The organism is Sulfuriflexus mobilis (genome assembly GCF_003967195.1).
GTDB classification, from domain to species: Bacteria; Pseudomonadota; Gammaproteobacteria; order AKS1; family AKS1; genus Sulfuriflexus; species Sulfuriflexus mobilis.
Genome location: NZ_AP018725.1, coordinates 642,421 through 663,615, shown reverse-complemented (window position 1 = coordinate 663,615; position 21,195 = coordinate 642,421). Strand labels below are relative to the sequence as shown.

Genomic DNA, 21,195 nt, shown 5'->3' with positions numbered 1-21,195 from the left:
TGTGCTATTTAAGCAAAAAAGGCGCGACGCGGAAGTGTGACCGATTTGACTGCGCTTGTTAGGCATGTTTGTTATGGCGCAACCCATCTTGCGTCTTAATCCAAGCCTTATTAAGCACTTCAGTCCAGTCATATTGTCTTGTTGCTTCCATAGAAGTTGTTCCTTCAGCATTTAGCAGCAAGTTATATTTGCATAGTAATTCATCAATTGTGGTTAAGGCGTTATCTAATTCATGAAATGTTGGTAATTTTCTTATCGAACCTTTATTAGTGAAATGTGCAATTCTCTTATTAACAAATCTTTTTATTCTTTCATTAGCAACTTCTAATTTTCTTAAGTCTGAGCGTACCTGTTGTTGACTTAAATAGTCTTTTCCTTTACCAACTACAGAGTTAAATGTTAGATTCCCCATATCCATCTCGCGCGTCACTTTAGTATAAAGAGATATATGTGCTCTTCTATTTATAACACCTGGGTTTTCCAGTATTTGGTACAACATCACCCATAGTGAGTGTGAGTTCTTGCTTTGATCTGTAAACCTACGCGCACCCACTGCTACAGAAGTTGTATAGTTACTACACATCCAATCAAATAACGCCCCTGGTGTTAATATGTCTGGGTTTTCTTTAGCGATATCTTGTAATCCCCAGAATATCTCCCTATCTCCCAATAACTCTGTGAGGTTCGATTTCAAATGCTTTAACCACAACCTCCACTTACGCCTTAGTGCTGGGTGTTTGCTTACATCTCTATTAAATTTTTTCGGCCTATCCTTCTTCATAATGATTATTTTCATGCCTAACGTTTTGGGTAAGGGGCCGCCGCTTTTTGGCGGTCCCAGCGACCAACGGGAGCGAACTTGACCCATTTGTTAGAAGGCATACTATTCAATCCCCCATTTGGGGCTACCTAGAAGTGTCACATATATTTTATCTGCATATCTTGTGTCATCTTTTGACTTCCTAAATGTCCACATCCAAGTGTGGGTGTCATTTTCTAATGCATGAGAAGCTTCCCAAATAGAAGTATCGACAACTCTACTTTTGTCAAAGTTAATTTCCATAAACTCTTCATTCCTGATACAGGAAATAGTACATCGTGTGGGTAAACTCTCTGCATTAGTTACATCAATAACTATATCTCGTTCGGTCGGTTCATAGTTGCTGTCTGGTATCGACTCGGGTAACAAAAGCTCTGCTAATCTGGCTGGTGTTGTAATCTCATCAAAACTCGGGCCTTTAATGGTGATTCTGTCTATCGCCTCTTCGGTTTTTCCCATTCTGCTATTAAGTTTGAAATGACCTGATTTATGAAAACTTATCTTAGACCTTCCTGTATAGCCTTGTGATACTACATCTTCACGTTTTAAATCCCCTAGCTCTTCATCCATCACTAAAGCTAGATCTTCATTCGTCTCCCAAGGAAATCCCATCATCACAGACCCATCAGATCCTACGATAGTCCACATGAAAACCTTTTGGCTATCGCCGTTCTTGAGGAATATTTTTGATGATTTCTGCTTTGGCATTTTTGCCTTCTAACGTTAAGGTAAGACGCGCGGCGCTTTATGCGCGTCGTTCTTAACCGCCTTGTTAGCCGACCTGTGCTTTGAGCTTAGGTTATTGTTCCGAGCTATAATCATTTTGATATTCTTCGGTTGGCTCAAAAGACTGAACAATGTCCAAATAAATCCCGTTTGGATCCTGGATGCAGAAGTGCCGCTGACCCCAGTCTTCGGACCGTAACTCAAGAACGATATCAAGGGATTTCGATTTGGCTACTTCGAAAGCGGAATCTGCGTCTTCTACTTCCAAGCTGAAAATGACGCCTTCACCAATATATGGTTTTTGAAATATTGGTGGTTGAGTGGGTTGATCTGGCAATAGAAAACCAATCTGAACACCCGACTTCGAAACCAGGTGAGTGTACCAATCACCCGAAAAAACAACATCAAAGCCAAGGTTCTCTGTATAGAATGATTTCGCAGCATTGAGATCCTTAACGGTGAATACTGGAAATGAGCTTATTGGTTCGATCATCTATAAATCCTCTTTTTCCGGCTAACAATTAAGCTGACGTGCGCACGATAGTGCGTCGCGTCTAGCGAGTAGTTGGATTGCGTAGCTATTAAGCGATAGGAATGGAATGAAGCACGACATAGGCTTAGTTGAATCCTTCTTGTGAAGTGTTCGCCAGTGTCAACACCAAACAAGTTTGTGTTGCAGCGTCGTACACTTCACTTTTTATCATTTTTTCAACGTCCCTTGTATCGGTGTTTCACTTATATTTCTATACGATTTTTCTTACGCCTATCCAACTATAATTAGGTGTCATTAGAGAATATCTCCACGTGAGATTAGACCACCATAAACCGCAAACCCTAATGAAATAAGTCCAGCTAATAGTGCCGAGAAAGCTAGCCGTGTGTGATTTTTATCAGCTTCTTTTCTTAAAGGGCTATTCCAATTTGTTACCATTTTTAGAGTGAGCCAAATCAGCATAGCAGCTGGCACACCAGGCAACTGAAAGTGCACTAATAAGGTAAAGAAAAAACGTTCAATTACACCAGTAATCCATGATGGAACTGCGCGTGAACCACTATTTTCTTCAGCTTCTTTTGTTAAGCGCATCCATTTGCGCAGTAATTTCAGAAACAACCATGCACCTATACCGCCACCTATTAGCGACACAGAAAAACCAATAATTATTTCTTCGTCCATTGGTGCTCCTTTTATTCTGACACCTAACGTTTTGGGTAAGTTGCTGACAAAAGCATAGCGACGAAAGGAGCGCCGCTTTTGGCAGTCAACTTGACCCTATTGTTAGCCAATTTCTTTCTCTAGTTCGAGTGTTCTCTGGTTGCGTTCTTCTTCACGTTCTTCTAAGTAAGCTTTTACTTTTTTCTCTACTGCACTCATATCTATAGTGCTAAGAAATTTCTCAAATTCTTCAATGGAGCTTATTGCCCTTGCAACTTCATCTCTAGTTGGCTCTTTTCTTCCGTGGGCTGCCATATTGCGCAAGCGCCTAGTATCATCCATTTTTTCCCTAAGTTCATCTGGGGTTATAACATCGAATCTCTCTAGAAAACGATGAGAAATCATATGCCAGTATGGCCTTCTTCTGAAATCCTCACCTAGCCCGGCTTTCTCTGAAAAGTCGAGTATGTTCTTTTCTAAGTAGGTCATTGCTGAAAGCAATGCTCCTAAAGGGTGTACTTTTGATAGCTTTTTAAGATTCTCTAACTCTGCATCATCGCTGGGTTCTCTCATGCGAAATGCTAATAATTCTTTTTCTTCAGCAAATTGAGTAATAACTTCTTCATATTCTAGGTCATAGTGCTCTTTGAGGATTTCCCTAAAAAATTCTTGCGATATATTCATATAGAATATTGCAGTTAATTCATTCGGTGAGCCAAACCTATGTTGCAGGGCATTTCTTTCATCAATTAATAATTCTATTTTATTCAAGAAAGGTATTTTTATATCTTTATCTTCCAATGACTTAATGCAGCCATGAATGGTTATCGTTTCTTTTGGCCCTTTGTAAATAGACTCCCCCGCATCTAATACCAAGTCCTTAAGAATGAGTTCTATCGAATTAGCGAGATGTAGTATTACCAGCTTCCTATCTAGCTCTTTCGAACCATTGAAGTGCGAAAAAGAGTGCCCAAGCAACTCCATTGCGCTTTGAAATAGTGGTGATTCAATTGCCACGTTCTCTCCTTAATTATTATGGCTAACGATTAAGCTCAGTTGACCCAAAAGCAAGCAAAGCGCCGCTTTTGGTGGTCAACTGGAGTGCCTTGTTATAAGCCATTTATTAATTCCTTTTTGTTCTCAACTAGCCATTCATAAAACCTCGGTGTTTCACTAGTAACTGCATTATCATGAGTAACAAAATTTGTCATTGCTCTTACTAGGTACTGAATGGCTTCTTTTTCAAGTTCTATTTCTATGGTTTCATCATCTTTTAAACATTTCCAATGTTTTAGCCAGTTTTTTGTCTTATTAAGATATTCTTGAGAAATGACTTTTCCTTCTATGCCCGTTTTTTCAGAAAGAATTTCTTTTAGCTTATGAAATGCTGCATCATTTGAAACCGCTTCACCTACAATTTCTTCAGCTGCACCTGCAAGAGTTATTGCCGGCACATATGCTTTATGATCAAGAAAAAGCTTTATAGCCCAATCAAGTTGATCTGCTGCTGCTTCAATTTTACTTACTGTGTATGTCATGGCTTATAACAATTAAGCTGACGTGCGCACGATAGTGCGTCGCGTCTAGCGAGTAGTTGGATTGCGTAGCTATTAAGCGATAGGAATGGAATGAAGCACGACATAGGCTTAGTTGAATCCTTCTTGTGAAGTGTTCGCCAGTGTCAACACCAAACAAGTTTGTGTTGCAGCGTCGTACACTTCACTTTTTATCATTTTTTCAACGTCCCTTGTATCGGTGTTTCACTTATATTTCTATACGATTTTTCTTACGTCTATCCAACTATAATTAGAGGGCCTAAAACGCCCCTTTCAAATAGGCCTTTTAGGCCCTGATAAAAACAGACTTTACTATAATCAATGACTTAATGTTTTTTATCGGGCCTTTTAGTACTAAAAATCTTGAGCCAAAAAGCAAGGTGGTCAGGGTCGTGACTGCCCGTATTTCTGACTAGCCGGGTATTATTATGTGGTTATGTATAGCACAACGGGCAGGGGGCTGGCTATTGGCCTTCCATCCCTGGCCGGGCCATAGCGGTCAAACTAACCGGCCAGGCTGTCCCTGAGGGCGGTGAGGAAGGCGGTGTTTTCCTGCGGAGTGCTGACGGTGACGCGCAAGCAGTCTGCCAGCATGCCGCCGACCGGCTGCATGTTCTTGACCAGCACGTTTTGTGCCTTCAGTGATTCGAAGATGGCCGTGGCCTGCCCCGCCGGGGTGCGGAAGAGGATGAAGTTGGCGGCGCTCGGGTAAGGCTCGATACCGTCGATGGCCTGCATAGCCGTAAACAACTCACCACGTGCGGCGCGCAGCTTGGCGGCCTGGGCATCGAGCACATCGGTATGACTTAGAACAAACTCGGCACTGGCCTGGGTAAGAATATTGATATTGTAGGGCAGGCGTACCTTGTCGAATTCATTCAGCCACGCCGCCGGACCGGCGAGGTAACCCAGGCGCAGGCCGGCGAGGCCCGACTTGGAGACCGTGCGCATAACAACGAGGTTGTCGTAGTCGCCCAGCCGCGCCATAAAACTCTGCCCGGCAAAACTTGTGTAGGCTTCGTCGAGCACGACCAGACCGGGGGCGTGTTCGATGATCTCCATCACATCGGTCTCGGAGAATAAATTACCGGTCGGGTTGTTCGGCCAGGCGAGGAAGGTCACGGCCGGACGATGCTCTTCTATCGCGGCACGCATGGCGTCCATATCAAGACTGAAATCCGTATGTAATGGCACACCGATGTAGTCCATGTTGCAGAACAACGCGATCATGCGGTACATGACAAAACCTGGCTCGGGGGCCAGCACCGTGGCACCGGGTTTGGCCAGCGCCATGCAGATCATCTGGATGATCTCGTCCGAACCGTTACCGAGCAGCAGCTCCATATCGGCCGGGATCTGCATGGCCTTGCGCAGTTGGGCCTTGAGAGGCCGTGCCCCCGGGTCCGGGTAGCGATTCAGCTCGACCTCACGCAGCACGTCAAGCCATTCATCGACGAGTTCGGCGGGAAGCTGGTAGGGATTTTCCATGGCATCGAGTTTAATGTAACCGCTTGCGTCCGGCACGTGATACGCCGAGAGGGCGCGTACTTCGTCACGAATGAGTTTTTTAATGTAGGGGTTATCAGCCATTTAGTGTTCTTATCTGGTCTCTAGTAATTAACGCAAAGGCCGCAAAGACGCAGAGTTCGCAAAGATTAAAAAATATAAATTCATTTCACAGACAATTCACACGCAGTTATTTTTTTAAGCCTTCCTTTGCGTCCTCTGCGTCTTTGCGGCCTTTGCGATTCCAACTCCTAACCTAATCCTTGATACGATACTCGGCCGAGCGGGCGTGTGCGACCAGACCTTCGCCACGCGCCAGGGTCGAGGCGACCTTACCCAGCACGGCGCTGCCTTCCGGCGAACACATGATCAGGCTCGATCGCTTCTGGAAATCATACACCCCCAGTGGCGAACTGAAACGCGCGGTACGCGAGGTCGGCAACACGTGGTTCGGCCCGGCACAGTAATCACCCAGGGCCTCGGCGGTGTAACGGCCCATGAAGATGGCACCGGCATTGCGGATTCTTTTACTCATCGCCTCGGGTTCAGCGATCGATAACTCGAGGTGCTCGGGGGCTATGAGGTTGGCGATCTCAACGGCCTCGTCGAGGTCCTTGACCCGGATCAGGGCACCACGGTCTTTCAGCGCCGTGCTGATCATCACGGCGCGCGGCATCTCGGCCATGAGCCTGTCCATGCTCGCGGCAACCTTGTCGAGGTAATCGGCATCCGGGCATAACAGAATGGATTGTGCGTCTTCGTCGTGCTCGGCCTGCGAGAACAGGTCCATGGCAATCCAGTCCGGGTCGGTCTCGCCATCACAGATGACAAGTATCTCGGAAGGCCCGGCGATCATGTCGATACCAACGGTGCCGAAGACCATGCGCTTGGCGGTGGCGACGTAGATGTTGCCGGGGCCAACGATCTTGTCGACCTGCGGGATAGTCTCGGTGCCATAGGCGAGCGCGGCCACGGCCTGTGCACCACCGATGGTAAAGACGCGGTCGACGCCGGCGATGGCGGCAGCGGCCAGCACCAGTTCGTTAACGACGCCATCCGGTGTCGGCACGACCATGATCAACTCTTTAACACCGGCGACCTTGGCCGGGATGGCATTCATCAACACCGACGAAGGATAGGCGGCCTTTCCTCCCGGCACATAGAGACCGGCGCGGTCCAAGGCGGTGACCTGCTGACCGAGCAGGGTGCCGTCTGCCTCGGTATACGACCAGGACTCCATGCGTTGTTTATCGTGATACTCACGCACACGTTGTGCGGCGGTTTCGAGTGCGGCACGTTGCTCGGCCGGGATGCCGTCGAGGGCCTGTTGCAGGCGTGCGGCCGACATCTCCAGCTCAGCCATCGAGGCCACGTCGAGGCGGTCAAATTTCTTTGTGTATTCGAGCACGGCGGCATCACCGCGCGTGCGCACGGCGTTCAGCACCTCGTTGACGGTGTTGAAGACGGCGGTATCGGAGACCGATTCCCAGGCCAGCAAGGCATCGAGGCGTGCGCGGAAATCGGTTTGCGCGCTATCCAGACGGGTGATCGCAGGCATGGTTCAGGCCCCCCGTGTTGCCACGGCCTCGGCCATGGTCTCGATAAAGGCCTTGATGCGGGCGTGTTTCATTTTCATCGAGGCCTTGTTGACGATCAGTCGTGAACTGATATCCATGATGTGTTCCTGCGGTTCGAGGCCATTGGCCTTGAGCGTGTTGCCGGTATCGACGAGGTCAACAATCAGGTCGGCCAGGCCGACCAGCGGTGCAAGTTCCATCGAGCCATACAGTTTGATGATCTCGACTTGCTCACCCTTAGCGGCATAAAACTTTTTCGCGATGTTAACGTACTTGCTGGCGATACGTTTGCGCCCCGGGCGCTTCGCGGCCGGCTCGGTCGGGCCGGCGACCATCATCTTGCAACCGGCGATCTGCAGGTCCAGCGGCTCGTAGAGTTCACTACCACCATACTCGAGCAAGACATCCTTGCCGGTAATACCCATATCGGCGGCGCCATACTCGACAAAGGTCGGCACGTCCGAGGCGCGGATGATCACCAGCTTTACATCCGGCTGATTGGTATCGAGGATCAGCTTGCGCGAGGTATCCGGGTCATCGATGGGCACAATACCGGCATGCGCCAGCAATGGCAGCGCCTCCTTGTAGATGCGGCCCTTGGATACGGCAATACTAATCGTGTCGTTACTCATCGTTACAATCCTGCTTAGGCCGGTATGCGACGAATGGTCGCGCCGAGTCCGGCCAGTTTCTCTTCAATACAATCATAACCACGATCGATGTGGTAAATGCGATCGACGATCGTGTCACCTTCGGCAATGAGCCCCGCCAGCACCAGGCTCGCTGAGGCGCGCAGGTCAGTAGCCATAACCGGCGCACCGGTGATCTTTTCCTTGCCGGTACTGAAGGCGGTATTCCCTTCCAGGCGGATATCGGCACCCATGCGTTGCATCTCGGAGACGTGCATAAAACGGTTTTCAAATACGGTCTCGGTGATCGTACCGCTACCTTCGGCGACAATATTCAGGGCCGTGAACTGCGCCTGCATATCGGTCGGAAAGGCCGGGTACGGTGCGGTATGGATCGATACCGCCTTGGGCCGTTTACCTTCCATGTCGAGGCTGATCCAGTCTTCACCGGTCTCGATCTTGGCACCGGCCTCGCGTAACTTGGCAAGCACCGCATCGAGGGTATTCGGCCGGGTATCCTTGACCATGATACGGCCACCGGTGATCGCCGCGGCGACCAGGTAGGTACCGGTTTCAATACGGTCCGGCAAGACGTCGTAGGTGGTGCCGTGTAATTTCTCGACACCTTCAATCGTGATGGTGTCACTGCCGGCACCACTGATCTTTGCGCCCATGCTGATCAGACACTGCGCCAGGTCGACGACCTCCGGTTCGCGCGCGGCGTTTTCGATCACGGTGGTGCCATCGGCCAGGGTCGCGGCCATCATCAGGTTCTCGGTGCCGGTAACGGTGACGATATCCATCACCAGGCGTGCGCCCTTGAGGCGACTTGCCCGTGCCTTGATATAGCCATTCTCCACCTTGATCTCCGCACCCATGGCCTCAAGGCCCTTGATGTGCAGATCTACCGGGCGTGAGCCGATGGCACAACCACCCGGCAACGAGACCTCGGCCTCGCCGAAGCGCGCCAGCAATGGCCCCAGTACCAGGATCGATGAACGCATGGTCTTCACCAGTTCATACGGTACATAGAAATTCTTGATCGCCGGGGCGTTGATCTCGATGTTGAGTTTTTCATCGACAACAAAGTCCACACCCATACGGCCGAGCAGTTCAAGCGTGGTGGTGACATCGTGCAGGTGCGGCACGTTGCGAATCAGCACCGGCTGGTCGGCGAGCAGGGCCGCTGCAATAATCGGCAAGGCGGCGTTCTTCGCCCCGGCAATGCGCACACTGCCATCGAGTCGGGTACCACCGGTAATAATCAACTTATCCATTTTCTTGTGCTTCTCATGCCTACATAACGTCTCAAAAATAAAGCCACCTCGAGCGGTGGCCTGTTCAATACCCCGGGCTTAACCGGGAGCGGCCGCTCAGGAGACCTGGAACTGGCTGGCCTTTTTCCACTCGGCGGGGGTGTAGGCCTTGATGCTCAGGGCATGAATTTCGCCCGAGGTGATGCGATCCCCCAGGGTGCCATATACGGTACGTTGCTTGTTCAGCGGGCTCATGCCCGCGAACACATCACCGATGACGACGGCGTCAAAATGGCTACCATCGCCGGTTACCCGCGCCTCGACGCCAGTTAATCCTTGCTCGATCAATGTCTTAATTGCTTCGGGTTGCATCACTCACCTGCCAAAAAGGGGTCCTAAAGGCGGCCTATTCTATATAAAAACGCCTGCAAAGGCTAAAAATACAGGTCGATTAAATCAACCCCGGGCCAGGGGCAGGATGCTATCGAGGCTGCTGGCACGGGCAATGGCCAGCATCTGGTTCGGCATATTGATATAGCTGATGGGCTTGTTCTGTTGGCGGGCAAAGCGCATCCACTCGATGAGCAGGGCCAGCCCGGCACTGTCGCTGCGGCTGACCTGTTGCAGGTCCAGCACCAGGCTGGGGGCCTCGTTGAACAGGTTTAGACCCTGCTGCCAGACCATCGGAACGGTCTGAAAATTGAGCGCGCCCTTGAGAATAAAACAGCCATCTTCGCGGCGCGACAAGTTAATGATGTCGTCCTGCTTCTTCACGCTACTTCTTCTCACCGCCGCTCTCGGCCTGGCTGTAGAGGAACTGACCGATGATCTGCTCCAGCACAATGGCCGACTGGGTCAGGCGGATCTCGCTGCCCGATTGCAGTGACTTGTCATCACCGCCCGGCTCGAGGCTGACATATTGCTCACCGAGCAGGCCGGCGGTAAAGATGCTCGCCGAGGTATCGGTCGGCAGGGCATTGTATTCCTGGCCGATGTTCATGGTGACAACGGCCTCAAAGGTATTATTGTCAAAGCCGATTTCCGAGACCCGGCCGACACGGACACCGGCCACGGTCACCGGCGAACGTACCTTCAGGCCACCGATATTTTCGAATCTTGCGGTGACGCTATAACCGTCATTACCGGCAAAGGTCGTCAGGTTGCTGACCTTCATTGCCAACATGAACAAGGCCGCCAGTCCCAGGGCCACGAACAGGCCCACTATAATTTCCAATGTTCTTGAATTGTGCATACCACACCTCGCCTAACAGGCTCGTTTTTCCCTTATATATTTCCAAACATGAGTGCCGTGAGGACAAAGTCCAGGCCCAGGATCGCCAGGGAGCTGTGTACCACGGTACGCGTCGTGGCACGGCTGACGCCCTCCGAGGTCGGCACGGCGTCGTAGCCTTCAAACAACGCGATCCAGGTCACGACAAAACCAAACACAATGCTCTTGATGACGCCATTCATAATATCTTCCTGCAAGTCGACCTTGTCCTGCATTTGAGACCAGAAGGCACCATCATCGACGCCCAACAGGCCCACGCCGACAAAGTATCCTCCCATCACACCGACAGCACTGAAGATGGTCGCCAGCAAGGGCAAGGAAATAAAACCGGCGAGAAAACGCGGTGCAATCACACGCTCCATCGGGTCTACCGCCATCATCTCCATACCCGAGAGTTGCTCGGTACTCTTCATCAGGCCAATTTCGGCCGTCAGCGCCGAGCCGGCGCGGCCAGCAAACAACAATGCCGAGATCACCGGGCCAAGTTCTCGCACCAGCGACAGCGAGACCACGACACCGAGGGATTCTTCCGCGCCGAAGTCGACCAGGGTGTTATAGCCCTGCAGGCCAAGCACCATGCCGACAAACAGGCCCGAGACGAAAATAATGAGCAGCGACAACACACCCACCGAATAGACCTGCTGCACGACCAGGCCGAAGCGTATCAACACGTTCGGGATACTGAACAGTGTATTAACCAGGAAAATACTCGACCGACCGGTGCGTTCAAAGAAGTTGATGCCCCAACGGCCAAGGCGCTGTATGGATTCGAGCATCAGCCCTCCCCCCCCTGTTCGCTGCCGGCGAGCAGGTCATCGACATAGCGCGGGCCGGGATAATGGAATGGCACAGGGCCGTCAGGCAGGCCATGCATGAACTGGCGCACCCAGTCGGAATCCGTGGTATTGAGTTCTTCGGGGGTGCCATGCCCCACTACGCGGCCTTCAGAAAGGACATAGATATCGTCGGCGATGGTGGTGGTTTCCTTGACGTCGTGCGAGACGATAATACTGGTCAGGCCCAGCGCATCATTGAGCAGGCGGATCAGTTGCACGATCGCCCCCATCGAAATTGGGTCCTGGCCCGTAAAGGGTTCGTCATACATGATCATCATCGGGTCGAGTGCAATGGCGCGCGCCAGGGCCACGCGTCGTGCCATGCCGCCGGAGAGTTCACTCGGCATGAGTTGACGGGCATTGCGCAGGCCAACCGCCTCGAGTTTCATGAGGATCAGGTCGCGGATCATGGCCTCCGGCAGCTGGGTATGCTCACGCAAGGGGAAGGCAACGTTATCGAATACACTGAGGTCCGTTAACAAGGCACCGCTTTGGAACAGCATGCCCATGCGTTTGCGCAGTTCAAACAGCTGGCGGCGGCGCAGTTGCGGGACACTCTGGCCATCAACGATGATGCTGCCACGCTGGGGGCGCAGCTGGCCGCCGATAAGGCGTAACAGGGTGGTCTTGCCTGTACCACTCGGGCCCATGATCGCGGTCACCTTGCCACGGCGAATATCGATATCGATACCATCGAATATCTTTTTCTTGCCGCGCGAGAAATGCAGGTTGCGTATCTGGACGAGGACGTCGTCTGCTGCGTTGCTCATAATCCCTGTTTAACTTCGCTTAATTATTAGTTTGAATTTTTATGCTGCCAATACGGCCAATCCTGCAACGGAGCGGACGTTTCGTGTCGCGCAGTTTCAACAACTGGCGCCATGCTGTCAACTAACCCTACCCTTATGCGCCAAGTAATTCAGCGACTACCATCGCGTTTTGCAGGTTTTCTACCGCCGGGGGCCCATTGCCGATGATAAAGGCCAGCCGCGAGGTCTTCGCCACGCCCTGTAGGGAGGCCTCTATCTGTTCACGCAATACCGGCAACGCAATCTTTTCGCCGGCATCGGCGTTCAACCAGGCCAGTACCGTCTCGGTCTGCCCTGCCCGGTGATAACACCTCAGGCCGCCAGTGTCCTCGCTCTGCAATAGCGGGATGTCGTCTAACACGGCCTGCCAGTCGGCGGGCTCACCCTCGCTGAGGATGGCCCCGGCACAGCGCCCTGCAAAGGCCGCCAGGCCCCCTGCGGTGGCCATGGGCCTGGCGGGCAACTCGAGGAAAAACAGAAACCCCTCCTCGACATCATCCAGCCATTGCTCGACAGTCGCCTCATTGGCCGCCCCCCAGACTTCCGGGGGCAAGAGCACGCAGCCAAATTCGTTGGCGTAATAACCCAGCCGCCAATCCTCTGGCAGGTCATCCGGGTAATAGCTATCCAGCCACTGGGGGTGCTCCCAGCCCCGGCTACCCACGACCATTTCCGCGAATTCGTTTTCAGTCCCAGCCATATCTTGCCCCGATACTTTGACAGTCCGGCCGCGACTATCCATTATTTACCAGTCTGTCGCAATTGCCTCACACAGGAAACCGCTATGGGTGACGTCGTTCGTTTCAAAAAACCGACCGCACAAGAAAAAAACAAGGGCAAGACCCTGTGCAAAAACGGTTTTCACCAGTGGCAAATCGTCACTGCGCGGCGTTTCGACGTCAAACAGGGGCAATTGGTCACCGAGTTTCGCTGCCGCCGCTGTGGGGTCACACGCACAAAGACGCTTTAATACCTCAACCTATCACGCCTGCGACCGATAACCTGTAAGTAAGGGGTAGCGCCTCGTGTCAGCAAAATACTACACTATCTGCTGTCAATGCGCATTGTTAAAGAGCCCTTATCCAAAAGAGCTAAGCGCTTGATTTACAGATAAAGAAGTGACATGATCATTTCGTCTCTGAGACAGCGTGATATGACTTGCACTCGCTCATGTTGTCTCAATGCAACAACTGCATATGGAAGCCAATTAATAACAATGAATACTTTCACGCGTTTACGTCAGCTGCTGTCTGTGACCCTGCTCAGCCTGTTCCTGCAAGCCTGTGCGACAGTTGAAGGCCCAACTGACCCGGAAGACCCGTTTGAATCCTTCAACCGGGCCATGTACACCTTCAACGACACCCTTGATAAGGCCGTACTCAAGCCCGTCGCCAAGGGCTATAATGCTGTTCTGCCGGACCCGGTCAACAAGGGTGTCAGTAATTTCTTCAGCAACCTCGATGATGTAGTCGTCATCTTCAATGACCTGCTGCAATTAAAGATTGAACGGGCCCTTTCCGATACGGCCCGCGTATTCTTTAACAGCACCATTGGCCTGTTCGGCTTTGTCGACGTCGCCAGCGCAATGGAATTCCCCAAGCATAACGAGGACCTTGGCCAGTCCTTTGGCTACTGGGGGATTGGCACCGGGCCGTATCTGGTGCTGCCTATACTCGGCCCCAGCGACATCCGCGATACGGTGGGCCTAATCGGCGACGCCTATATTGACCCCCTGAATGACATCAACCCGGACGGTACCCGTACCGGCCTGACCCTGCTCGAGGGTGTTGATACCCGTGCCGGACTGCTCAGCGCCAGCAAGGTGCTGAAAGAGGCCGCCCTGGACGAATACCTGTTCACCCGTGATGCCTACCTGCAGCGACGTGAAAGCCTCGTTTACGACGGTAATCCACCCAAACCGTCCTTCGATTACTAGGTCGCACGCCGAGATATAAAGTCAGGCCCCGTCTTCTCCTGAGATGGGGCCTTTTCTTTACCGGCTTCATCACAGCTTTTATTTGTAAGTGAGTGCTTACATTCTAATAAAATCCTCATGGCCGCCCACAGGAACACTGTAACATAAAAGCCTTTTCAGCGATTTTCGCGTTTTTTATAGAAGTTAGCCGCAATTTTCAGCATTTTAATCGCCATTAATTCCAGCTTGGCCTTCGCCACAGAATCCCCGACAATAGCGCCCTTCTGAGTGCCTTGGGTAGCCCGACAAGTATGCTATTAAATATTCTCGCTGTTATCGCCGGATTTGCCATCCTCATCTGGGGGGCGGACCGTTTCGTGATCGGTGCCTCGGCCACGGCTCGCAACCTTGGCGTACCGCCCCTGATCATTGGTCTGACCGTGGTCGGCTTTGGTACCTCGGCACCGGAGATGCTCGTTTCCGGCCTCGCGGCCTGGTATGGCAACCCGGTTATTTCGATCGGTAATGCGCTCGGTTCGAATATTACCAACATCGGCCTGGTCATCGGCGCCACCGCCCTGGTCGCACCGATCAGCGTGCATTCGAATACCTTGCGCCGTGAGTTCCCCCTGTTGTTCGTCTTTATGCTGCTTGCCCTGCTGTTGCTGATCGATGGGTACATGTCCAGATGGGATGGTGTGATCCTCATCACCGGTATGTTCGTCATGCTCTACTGGGTCACCCGTATTGCCCTGCGCAGCCGCGCCAGCGACCCGATGCAGGAGGAGTATGCCGATGAGATCCCTTTGCACATGCCCATGTGGAAGGCTGGCCTGTGGTTAGCGGTCGGTCTGGTCCTGCTACTGCTCGGTTCACGCCTGGTGGTCTATGGTGCGGTTGAGATCGCCCAATGGCTGGGCATTAGTGACCTGATCATTGGCCTGACGGTGATCGCTATCGGCACCAGCCTGCCGGAACTGGCCGCTTCGATCATGTGCATACTGAAAAAAGAAGATGATATTGCGGTTGGCAACGTGGTTGGCTCGAACATGTTCAACCTGCTCGGTGTCATGGGCATACCGGGGCTTATCACGGCCTTCGAGATCCCCGAGGCGGCCCTGAGCCGTGACTTCGTGGTCATGTTCGCCCTGACGATTGCCCTGTTTGCCATGTCTTTTGGTTTAAGTGGTCATCATGGTCGCATTACCCGTCTCAAGGGAAGCGTCCTGCTGGCGAGTTTCTTCGCCTATATGCTCTACCTGGGCCTTAGTAGTGTCTGAGTGCGGAGCGCTGACAGTGGCTGCCGGCTTGCGTTATACTCCCCGGCATAATGACGACGTCGAACTGGCCCACCCGGATGATACTTTCCGCCTATGAATGATGATGCCCTGCGTAAAATGGGTCTGGCCGTTATTGAAGCCGAGACCCGCGCCATAGAAACCCTCCGTGACCGTCTCGACGAAGATTTCGTTCGCGCCTGCCGTTACATGCTTGACTGCAAGGGCCGCATTATCGTCATTGGTATGGGTAAATCGGGCCATATCGGTAACAAGATCGCCTCGACTCTGGCCAGCACCGGTACCCCGGCCTTTTTTGTCCACCCGGGCGAGGCCGCACACGGTGACTTTGGCATGATCACCGCGAGTGACGTCATCATCGCCGCCTCCAACTCCGGTGAGACCGATGAGATCGTCACCCTGCTACCGTTGCTGAAACGTCTTGGTGTGCCCTTAATCGCCCTCTGTGGTAAACGCCATTCCTCGCTGGGCCAGGCCGCCAGCAGTTATCTCGACATCAGTGTCGAGGTTGAGGCCTGTCCGTTGAATCTCGCCCCGACCTCGAGCACCACCGTTACCCTGGTCATGGGTGATGCCCTGGCCATCGCCCTGCTCGAGGCGCGCGGTTTTACCGAACAGGACTTTGCCCGCTCGCACCCGGCCGGTCGTCTCGGTCGACGCCTGTTATTGCACATCAGTGATGTCATGCACAGCGGCGCGGCAATTCCGGTTGTGGAAAACACGGTGAGCCTGCGCGACGCCCTTGTAGAGATGACACAAAAGGGCCTGGGCATGACCGCGATCGTCGATGCCGATCACCGCCTGTGCGGCATCTTTACCGATGGTGACCTGCGCCGTGTACTCGATAGCGGTGTCGATGTGCATAACACCCAAATCATTGATTGTATGACCGCTAACTTTACCAGCGTGCAGGAAGACATCCTCGCCGAGGAGGCCCTGCTGACCATGCAGGAGAAAAAGATCAACGGCCTGCTGGTCGTCAACAAGGACAATACCCTGGTCGGTGCCCTCAATATGCATGACATGTTACGCGCCGGCGTGGTCTGATAACGGAAACCCACATGAAAGACATACTCGAACGCGCCAAGGCCATTAAACTGGTTATCTTTGATGTCGATGGGGTACTCACCGACGGCAGCCTGTTTCTCGGTGATGACGGCCTCGAATACAAGGCCTTTAACTCGCGTGATGGCCACGGCATGAAGATGCTGCAGGAAGCCGGTGTTACGGTCGGTATCATCACGGGTCGTACTTCGAAGGTCGTCGACTACCGTATGCAAAGCCTCGGCATCGAGCACGTTTACCAGGGCCAGCACGACAAACGCATCGCCTTTTCCGAAATACTGGAGAAGCTGCAACTCAGTCCGCAACAGGTCGCCTATGTCGGGGATGATGTCGTCGACCTGCCGGTAATGAGCAAGGTCGGCCTGGCGATCGCCGTGCAGGATGCCCACCCGATGGTCCTCAAACACGCGCACTGGCAAACCCCGAGCCCCGGTGGTCGCGGCGCGGGTCGTGATGTTTGTGAAATGCTCATGGAGGCGCATGGCGTTTTACAGCAAACACTGAACAGTTATTTGCAATGAACCTGCGCCTGCTCGCCCTCATCGTTGTATTGTTGTCACTGGCCAGCGCCAGCATCTGGCTCCAGGAAGAAGGCAAGCAAGGAGATGAAGACCCTGCACAAAAACAGGCTAAACAGCGCCATGTCCCGGACTATTATATGGACAACTTTGAAATGACGACCATGGATGATCTAGGCCGCCCCAGTTCCCTGCTGATCTCCGACAAGATGCTGCATTACCCGGATGATGACAGCACCGAACTGAACATGCCGACCATGACCCTGTACCGTGAAACCGGTAAACCCTGGATCGTCAGGTCCGACCGTGGCTGGGTAGCGGCAGATAACAAGCTGGTACTGCTCAGTGGTAATGTCGTCATCGACCGCCACAGTGGTCCGGACAACCGCCCGGTGAAACTGTTAACGGAACGTTTGCGCATTCATCCGAAAACCGACTTTGCCGAAACCGACCAACCTGTCACTATGCTGAGTGAGAAACGCAAAACCACTGCCATTGGTATGCGTGCCTATGTGCGTGAAGGACAATTACAACTGCTTGATGATGTACGGGTGCACTATGAACAATAAGTTCTATTCTTCCATACTCCTGCTCTGCCTGTTACTGCCCCTGCCGGCCCTGGCCCTGAAGAGCGACAAGGACCAGCCCATGAACATTGAGGCAGACCGTGTCGATATTGATGATGAAAAGGGCATCAGTACCTTTCGTGGCAATGTTGTCATCACCCGTGGCAGTATTCTCATCAAGGGTAACGTGGTCATCGTCTACCGCGACAAGAACAAGGACCTCGACAGGGTCCACGCCACGGGCAAACGCGCCCACTTTCAGCAACGTCCGGACAACAAACCTGATGACGTCATCGCCGAGGGTCGCGAGCTGTTTTACGACGCTGTCAAGGAGATCCTGATCGTACGCCGTGAGGGTGAGGTCATTCAGGGTGGTGATGTCTTCCAGGGTGAGCACATTGTTTATGATACCCGACGCGACTTGGTTGAGGCGCGCGGCGGCGGTGAGGACGGCAAAAAAGGCCGTGTACAAATGATCCTGCAACCGAGTAAAAAAGACCCGAAAAAATGAGTGCCCTGCGTGCAGAAAAACTCTTCAAGACCTATCGTTCTCGCAACGTCGTCAATGATGTCTCGATGCACATCAACAGTGGTGAGGTCGTCGGCCTGCTAGGCCCGAATGGCGCCGGCAAGACCACCAGCTTTTATATGATGGTAGGGCTGATCTCGGCCGATGCCGGGCATATCTATCTCGACGATACCGACATCAGCCACTTCCCGATGCACCGCCGTGCCCGACTCGGCATCGGCTACCTGCCTCAAGAAGCCTCGGTATTCCGTAAGCTCAGTGTCGAGGACAACATCCGCGCCATCCTCGAATCGATGCCGGGCCTGTCGGCGGAGCAAATCGAAACCGAGACCGAGGAATTGTTGCGTGAACTGCATATCTCGCACATCCGCGACAGCCTCGGCATGAGCCTGTCCGGTGGTGAACGCCGCCGGGTTGAGATCGCCCGCGCCCTGGCCACGCGTCCGGATTTTATCCTCCTCGACGAGCCGTTTGCCGGCGTCGACCCGCTCTCAGTCGTGGACATCAATTCAATTATCAATCACTTACGTGAGCTCGGCATCGGCGTATTAATAACCGACCATAATGTTCGGGAAACCCTCGGTATCTGTGAGCGTGCCTACATTATGAATGCCGGGGCGATCATCGCCGAGGGTGACCCGGAAAGCCTGCTCGCCGACAAGCAGGTGCGTGAGGTCTATCTTGGCCAACATTTCACCCTCTGATGTCAATTTTATCCTGTACTGGCACGAATGTTGCGCTAGAATATTAGTTAGGTAACACGTCTGCCTTTAATGAAAGATCCGAACCGCACATGAAGCAGTCCATCCAGCTTCGTCTGGGCCAGAACCTGACCATGACTCCGCAGTTGCAACAAGCCATCCGGCTGTTGCAATTGTCTTCGCTGGAGCTGAGTTCAGAGATCCAGGAGGCCCTCGACAGCAACCCCATGCTTGAGATCGCCGAGGGTGAGGAAGGCGCTGACAGCAGCCAGGAAGAACACGGCAAGGACAAGGAAAAACCCTCTGCCAAGGATGACATTGCCGCAGCCGACACCGACAAGGCCATGCAACAGGCCGATATCCCCGATGACCTGCCGGTCGATACCGCTTGGGATGACATTTATGAACCGAGTTACCAATCCAGCGGCCCGGCCAGCTCCGAGTTCAGCCAGCGTGATTTCGACATCAACAGTGATGACGAGGAGGGCCTGCATGACCACCTGATGTGGCAGATGCGCATGAGCCCGTTTTCCGATACCGACATGACGGTTGCCACCTCGATCATCGACGCGATCGGCGAAGACGGTTACCTTGAGAGCAGTACTGAGGAACTTCTCGAAAGCCTGCAGGACGAACTGCCCGAACTCGAACTTGACGAGGTCGAGGCCGTATTAAGACAAGTACAGAACTTTGACCCGCCAGGTGTCGCCACACGTGACCTTGGCGAGTGCATGCTCATGCAGCTACGTCAGTTTTCCCCGGAGACAGCATGGCGTGAACAAGCCATGCAGATGGTCAGTGAACACCTCGAGCTGCTGGCCGCGCATGATTACCCGCAATTGATGCGTCGTATGAAGCTTAACGAAGAGGACATGCAACAGGTCATCACCCTGATACGTTCACTGAACCCGCGTCCCGGCAGCCACCTTTCCAGCCAACGTACCGAATATATCGTACCCGATGTCTATGTCCGTAAGCACAAGGGCGTGTGGCGTGTGGAACTGAATCCGGATGTTGCACCCAAGCTACGTATTAATGACCTCTACGCTGGCATGATCCGCCGTGCCGACAACAGCCAGGATAACAACTTTCTCAAGGATAACCTGCAAGAGGCCCGCTGGTTACTAAAAAGCCTGCAAAGCCGCAACGAGACCCTGCTCAAGGTCGCCACCTGTATTGTTGAACACCAGCGCGGTTTTCTTGAGCACGGTGAAGAGGCCATGAAGCCACTGGTGCTGCACGATGTCGCTGAGGCCGTGGAGATGCATGAATCAACCATCTCCCGTGTTACCACACGCAAATATATGCATACCCCGCGTGGCATCTTTGAGCTGAAATACTTTTTCTCCAGCCATGTCAGTACCGCCAGCGGCGGCGAGTGTTCATCCACCGCTATCCGCGCCCTGATCAAAAAACTGATCGCGGCTGAAGAACCGAAGAAACCCCTGAGTGATAACAAGATCGCTTCACTCCTGGAACAACAGGGCATAAACGTGGCCCGACGCACCGTCGCAAAATACCGCGAGGCCATGTCGATCCCGCCTTCCAACGAACGTAAACGGCTGATGTAATCATGCACCAGCCTCAACCCAGAGGAGCACTACTATGCAAATCGACCTCACTGGACATCACATCGACATCACCGATTCTATGCGTGATTATGTGAACAGCAAGTTCGAACGACTTGAACGACACTTCGATAACGTCACGAACACGCACGTTATTCTGACTGTGGAAAAACTCCGTCAGAAGGCCGAAGCCACCGTGCACGTTACCGGTCACAAGTTGTTTGCTGAATCAGTCGATGAAGACATGTACGCTGCGATCGATTCACTGGTCGATAAGCTTGATCGCCAGATTATCAAGCATAAGGAAAAAACCACCGACCATCATCGTTCTGAAGGTGGCCTGAAAAACCAGGAGTTTCAGGAAATCCCTGAATAACCCCTTATTAAAAACCTTAATAGTAAATCTATAATATGAATATCAGCGATATACTTTCACCGGAGCGCATTAGCTGTGCAGCCACTCCGGCAAGTAAAAAACGTGCACTGGAGGAAGTCGGCGCACTGATGCTGAATGCCGATGCCAGTCTTACCCAGGGCGAGATCTTTGATAGCCTGCTATCACGTGAACGCCTGGGTAGTACTGGCCTTGGCCATGGCGTTGCCATTCCGCACGGGCGTATCCAGAGCGGCGACAAGACCATCGGTGCATTCATGCAGCTCCGCGAGGGCATCGACTTTGATGCCATAGATGGCCAGCCGGTAGACCTGGTCTTCGGCTTGCTGGTGCCAGAGGCCTCTACCGATGAACACCTGAAGATCCTCTCGCAACTGGCACAAATGTTCAGCGATACGGCTTACTGTGAAAAATTGCGGCACGCCACCAGCAATGAAGAAATCTACACACTTCTAACACACTGGCAGGCCGCCACAGACTGA

Annotated in this window: 27 protein-coding genes; 11 read left to right on the top strand and 16 right to left on the bottom strand. The window is 52.7% G+C overall.

Translation table 11 applies throughout. From position 1 onward, the window contains the following. Nucleotides 1-58: 58 nt before the first annotated feature. The 16 genes from EL386_RS03435 to EL386_RS03360 form a co-directional block, all read right to left on the bottom strand. On the bottom strand, nucleotides 59-781 hold the full coding sequence (locus EL386_RS03435) for a hypothetical protein (protein ID WP_172597605.1): 723 nt from the start codon (nucleotides 779-781) through the stop codon (nucleotides 59-61). 102 nt (nucleotides 782-883) lie between these two features. Beyond that, nucleotides 884-1,528 (bottom strand): hypothetical protein, encoded by a 645-nt coding sequence (locus tag EL386_RS03430; protein WP_126453452.1) that lies wholly within the window; start codon nucleotides 1,526-1,528, stop codon nucleotides 884-886. Between the two features lie 91 nt (nucleotides 1,529-1,619). Then, on the bottom strand, nucleotides 1,620-2,039 hold the full coding sequence (locus tag EL386_RS03425; RefSeq protein WP_126453449.1) for a VOC family protein: 420 nt from the start codon (nucleotides 2,037-2,039) through the stop codon (nucleotides 1,620-1,622). A gap of 294 nt (nucleotides 2,040-2,333) precedes the next feature. After that, nucleotides 2,334-2,720 (bottom strand): hypothetical protein, encoded by a 387-nt coding sequence (locus EL386_RS03420; RefSeq protein ID WP_126453446.1) that lies wholly within the window; start codon nucleotides 2,718-2,720, stop codon nucleotides 2,334-2,336. 102 nt (nucleotides 2,721-2,822) lie between these two features. Beyond that, on the bottom strand, nucleotides 2,823-3,716 hold the full coding sequence (locus EL386_RS03415; RefSeq protein WP_197722143.1) for a hypothetical protein: 894 nt from the start codon (nucleotides 3,714-3,716) through the stop codon (nucleotides 2,823-2,825). A 92-nt stretch (nucleotides 3,717-3,808) separates the two neighbouring features. Continuing rightward, nucleotides 3,809-4,237, bottom strand: a complete 429-nt coding sequence (locus EL386_RS03410; protein WP_126453443.1) for a hypothetical protein — start codon at nucleotides 4,235-4,237, stop codon at nucleotides 3,809-3,811. 522 nt (nucleotides 4,238-4,759) lie between these two features. Next, nucleotides 4,760-5,845, bottom strand: coding sequence for a histidinol-phosphate transaminase (gene hisC / locus EL386_RS03405; RefSeq protein ID WP_126453440.1), 1,086 nt, complete (start codon nucleotides 5,843-5,845; stop codon nucleotides 4,760-4,762). A 172-nt stretch (nucleotides 5,846-6,017) separates the two neighbouring features. Next, complete coding sequence (hisD, locus tag EL386_RS03400) at nucleotides 6,018-7,319, bottom strand: histidinol dehydrogenase (RefSeq protein ID WP_126453437.1); 1,302 nt, start codon at nucleotides 7,317-7,319, stop codon at nucleotides 6,018-6,020. A gap of 3 nt (nucleotides 7,320-7,322) precedes the next feature. After that, the gene (gene hisG / locus EL386_RS03395) at nucleotides 7,323-7,970 is read right to left on the bottom strand and encodes an ATP phosphoribosyltransferase (protein ID WP_126453434.1); all 648 of its coding nucleotides are present in this window, start codon (nucleotides 7,968-7,970) and stop codon (nucleotides 7,323-7,325) included. Nucleotides 7,971-7,984: 14 nt separating this feature from the next. Beyond that, complete coding sequence (murA, locus tag EL386_RS03390) at nucleotides 7,985-9,244, bottom strand: UDP-N-acetylglucosamine 1-carboxyvinyltransferase (RefSeq protein WP_126453431.1); 1,260 nt, start codon at nucleotides 9,242-9,244, stop codon at nucleotides 7,985-7,987. Nucleotides 9,245-9,340: 96 nt separating this feature from the next. Beyond that, the gene (locus EL386_RS03385) at nucleotides 9,341-9,595 is read right to left on the bottom strand and encodes a BolA family protein (protein ID WP_126453428.1); all 255 of its coding nucleotides are present in this window, start codon (nucleotides 9,593-9,595) and stop codon (nucleotides 9,341-9,343) included. Nucleotides 9,596-9,679: 84 nt separating this feature from the next. Then, nucleotides 9,680-9,997, bottom strand: coding sequence for an STAS domain-containing protein (locus tag EL386_RS03380; protein ID WP_197722142.1), 318 nt, complete (start codon nucleotides 9,995-9,997; stop codon nucleotides 9,680-9,682). Nucleotide 9,998: 1 nt separating this feature from the next. Further along, nucleotides 9,999-10,475: an outer membrane lipid asymmetry maintenance protein MlaD gene (gene mlaD / locus EL386_RS03375; RefSeq protein ID WP_126453425.1), complete on the bottom strand. Its 477-nt coding sequence runs from the start codon at nucleotides 10,473-10,475 to the stop codon at nucleotides 9,999-10,001. Between the two features lie 32 nt (nucleotides 10,476-10,507). Then, nucleotides 10,508-11,290 carry a lipid asymmetry maintenance ABC transporter permease subunit MlaE gene (gene mlaE / locus EL386_RS03370; protein ID WP_126453421.1) on the bottom strand — a complete coding sequence of 261 codons (783 nt, stop codon included), beginning with the start codon at nucleotides 11,288-11,290 and terminating at the stop codon, nucleotides 10,508-10,510. After that, complete coding sequence (locus EL386_RS03365) at nucleotides 11,290-12,120, bottom strand: ABC transporter ATP-binding protein (protein ID WP_126453418.1); 831 nt, start codon at nucleotides 12,118-12,120, stop codon at nucleotides 11,290-11,292. The genes mlaE and EL386_RS03365 overlap by 1 nt, the downstream gene beginning before the upstream one ends. Before the next feature lie 133 nt (nucleotides 12,121-12,253). Next, nucleotides 12,254-12,859 carry a DUF72 domain-containing protein gene (locus EL386_RS03360; RefSeq protein ID WP_172597604.1) on the bottom strand — a complete coding sequence of 202 codons (606 nt, stop codon included), beginning with the start codon at nucleotides 12,857-12,859 and terminating at the stop codon, nucleotides 12,254-12,256. A gap of 84 nt (nucleotides 12,860-12,943) precedes the next feature. Between EL386_RS03360 and EL386_RS03355 the strand changes: the two genes are divergently transcribed. The 11 genes from EL386_RS03355 (at nucleotide 12,944) to ptsN (ending at nucleotide 21,195) form a co-directional block, all read left to right on the top strand. Then, on the top strand, nucleotides 12,944-13,129 hold the full coding sequence (locus tag EL386_RS03355) for a hypothetical protein (protein ID WP_126453412.1): 186 nt from the start codon (nucleotides 12,944-12,946) through the stop codon (nucleotides 13,127-13,129). A gap of 246 nt (nucleotides 13,130-13,375) precedes the next feature. After that, nucleotides 13,376-14,095: an MlaA family lipoprotein gene (locus EL386_RS03350; protein WP_126453409.1), complete on the top strand. Its 720-nt coding sequence runs from the start codon at nucleotides 13,376-13,378 to the stop codon at nucleotides 14,093-14,095. Between the two features lie 290 nt (nucleotides 14,096-14,385). Then, nucleotides 14,386-15,354 (top strand): calcium/sodium antiporter, encoded by a 969-nt coding sequence (locus EL386_RS03345; RefSeq protein WP_126453406.1) that lies wholly within the window; start codon nucleotides 14,386-14,388, stop codon nucleotides 15,352-15,354. A 93-nt stretch (nucleotides 15,355-15,447) separates the two neighbouring features. After that, nucleotides 15,448-16,419 carry a KpsF/GutQ family sugar-phosphate isomerase gene (locus EL386_RS03340; RefSeq protein ID WP_126453403.1) on the top strand — a complete coding sequence of 324 codons (972 nt, stop codon included), beginning with the start codon at nucleotides 15,448-15,450 and terminating at the stop codon, nucleotides 16,417-16,419. A 14-nt stretch (nucleotides 16,420-16,433) separates the two neighbouring features. Beyond that, nucleotides 16,434-16,958, top strand: a complete 525-nt coding sequence (kdsC, locus tag EL386_RS03335; protein WP_126453400.1) for a 3-deoxy-manno-octulosonate-8-phosphatase KdsC — start codon at nucleotides 16,434-16,436, stop codon at nucleotides 16,956-16,958. Then, on the top strand, nucleotides 16,955-17,524 hold the full coding sequence (gene lptC, locus EL386_RS03330; RefSeq protein ID WP_126453397.1) for an LPS export ABC transporter periplasmic protein LptC: 570 nt from the start codon (nucleotides 16,955-16,957) through the stop codon (nucleotides 17,522-17,524). The genes kdsC and lptC overlap by 4 nt, the downstream gene beginning before the upstream one ends. Beyond that, nucleotides 17,514-18,032, top strand: a complete 519-nt coding sequence (gene lptA, locus EL386_RS03325) for a lipopolysaccharide transport periplasmic protein LptA (protein ID WP_172597603.1) — start codon at nucleotides 17,514-17,516, stop codon at nucleotides 18,030-18,032. The genes lptC and lptA overlap by 11 nt, the downstream gene beginning before the upstream one ends. After that, a complete protein-coding gene (gene lptB, locus EL386_RS03320) occupies nucleotides 18,029-18,754 on the top strand; it encodes an LPS export ABC transporter ATP-binding protein (protein WP_126453391.1) in 726 nt (241 codons plus the stop codon). The genes lptA and lptB overlap by 4 nt, the downstream gene beginning before the upstream one ends. Nucleotides 18,755-18,843: 89 nt before the next feature. Continuing rightward, nucleotides 18,844-20,322, top strand: a complete 1,479-nt coding sequence (locus tag EL386_RS03315; RefSeq protein ID WP_126453387.1) for an RNA polymerase factor sigma-54 — start codon at nucleotides 18,844-18,846, stop codon at nucleotides 20,320-20,322. A 34-nt stretch (nucleotides 20,323-20,356) separates the two neighbouring features. Continuing rightward, nucleotides 20,357-20,695 (top strand): ribosome hibernation-promoting factor, HPF/YfiA family, encoded by a 339-nt coding sequence (gene hpf, locus EL386_RS03310; protein ID WP_126453384.1) that lies wholly within the window; start codon nucleotides 20,357-20,359, stop codon nucleotides 20,693-20,695. A gap of 35 nt (nucleotides 20,696-20,730) precedes the next feature. After that, on the top strand, nucleotides 20,731-21,195 hold the full coding sequence (gene ptsN, locus EL386_RS03305) for a PTS IIA-like nitrogen regulatory protein PtsN (RefSeq protein ID WP_126453381.1): 465 nt from the start codon (nucleotides 20,731-20,733) through the stop codon (nucleotides 21,193-21,195).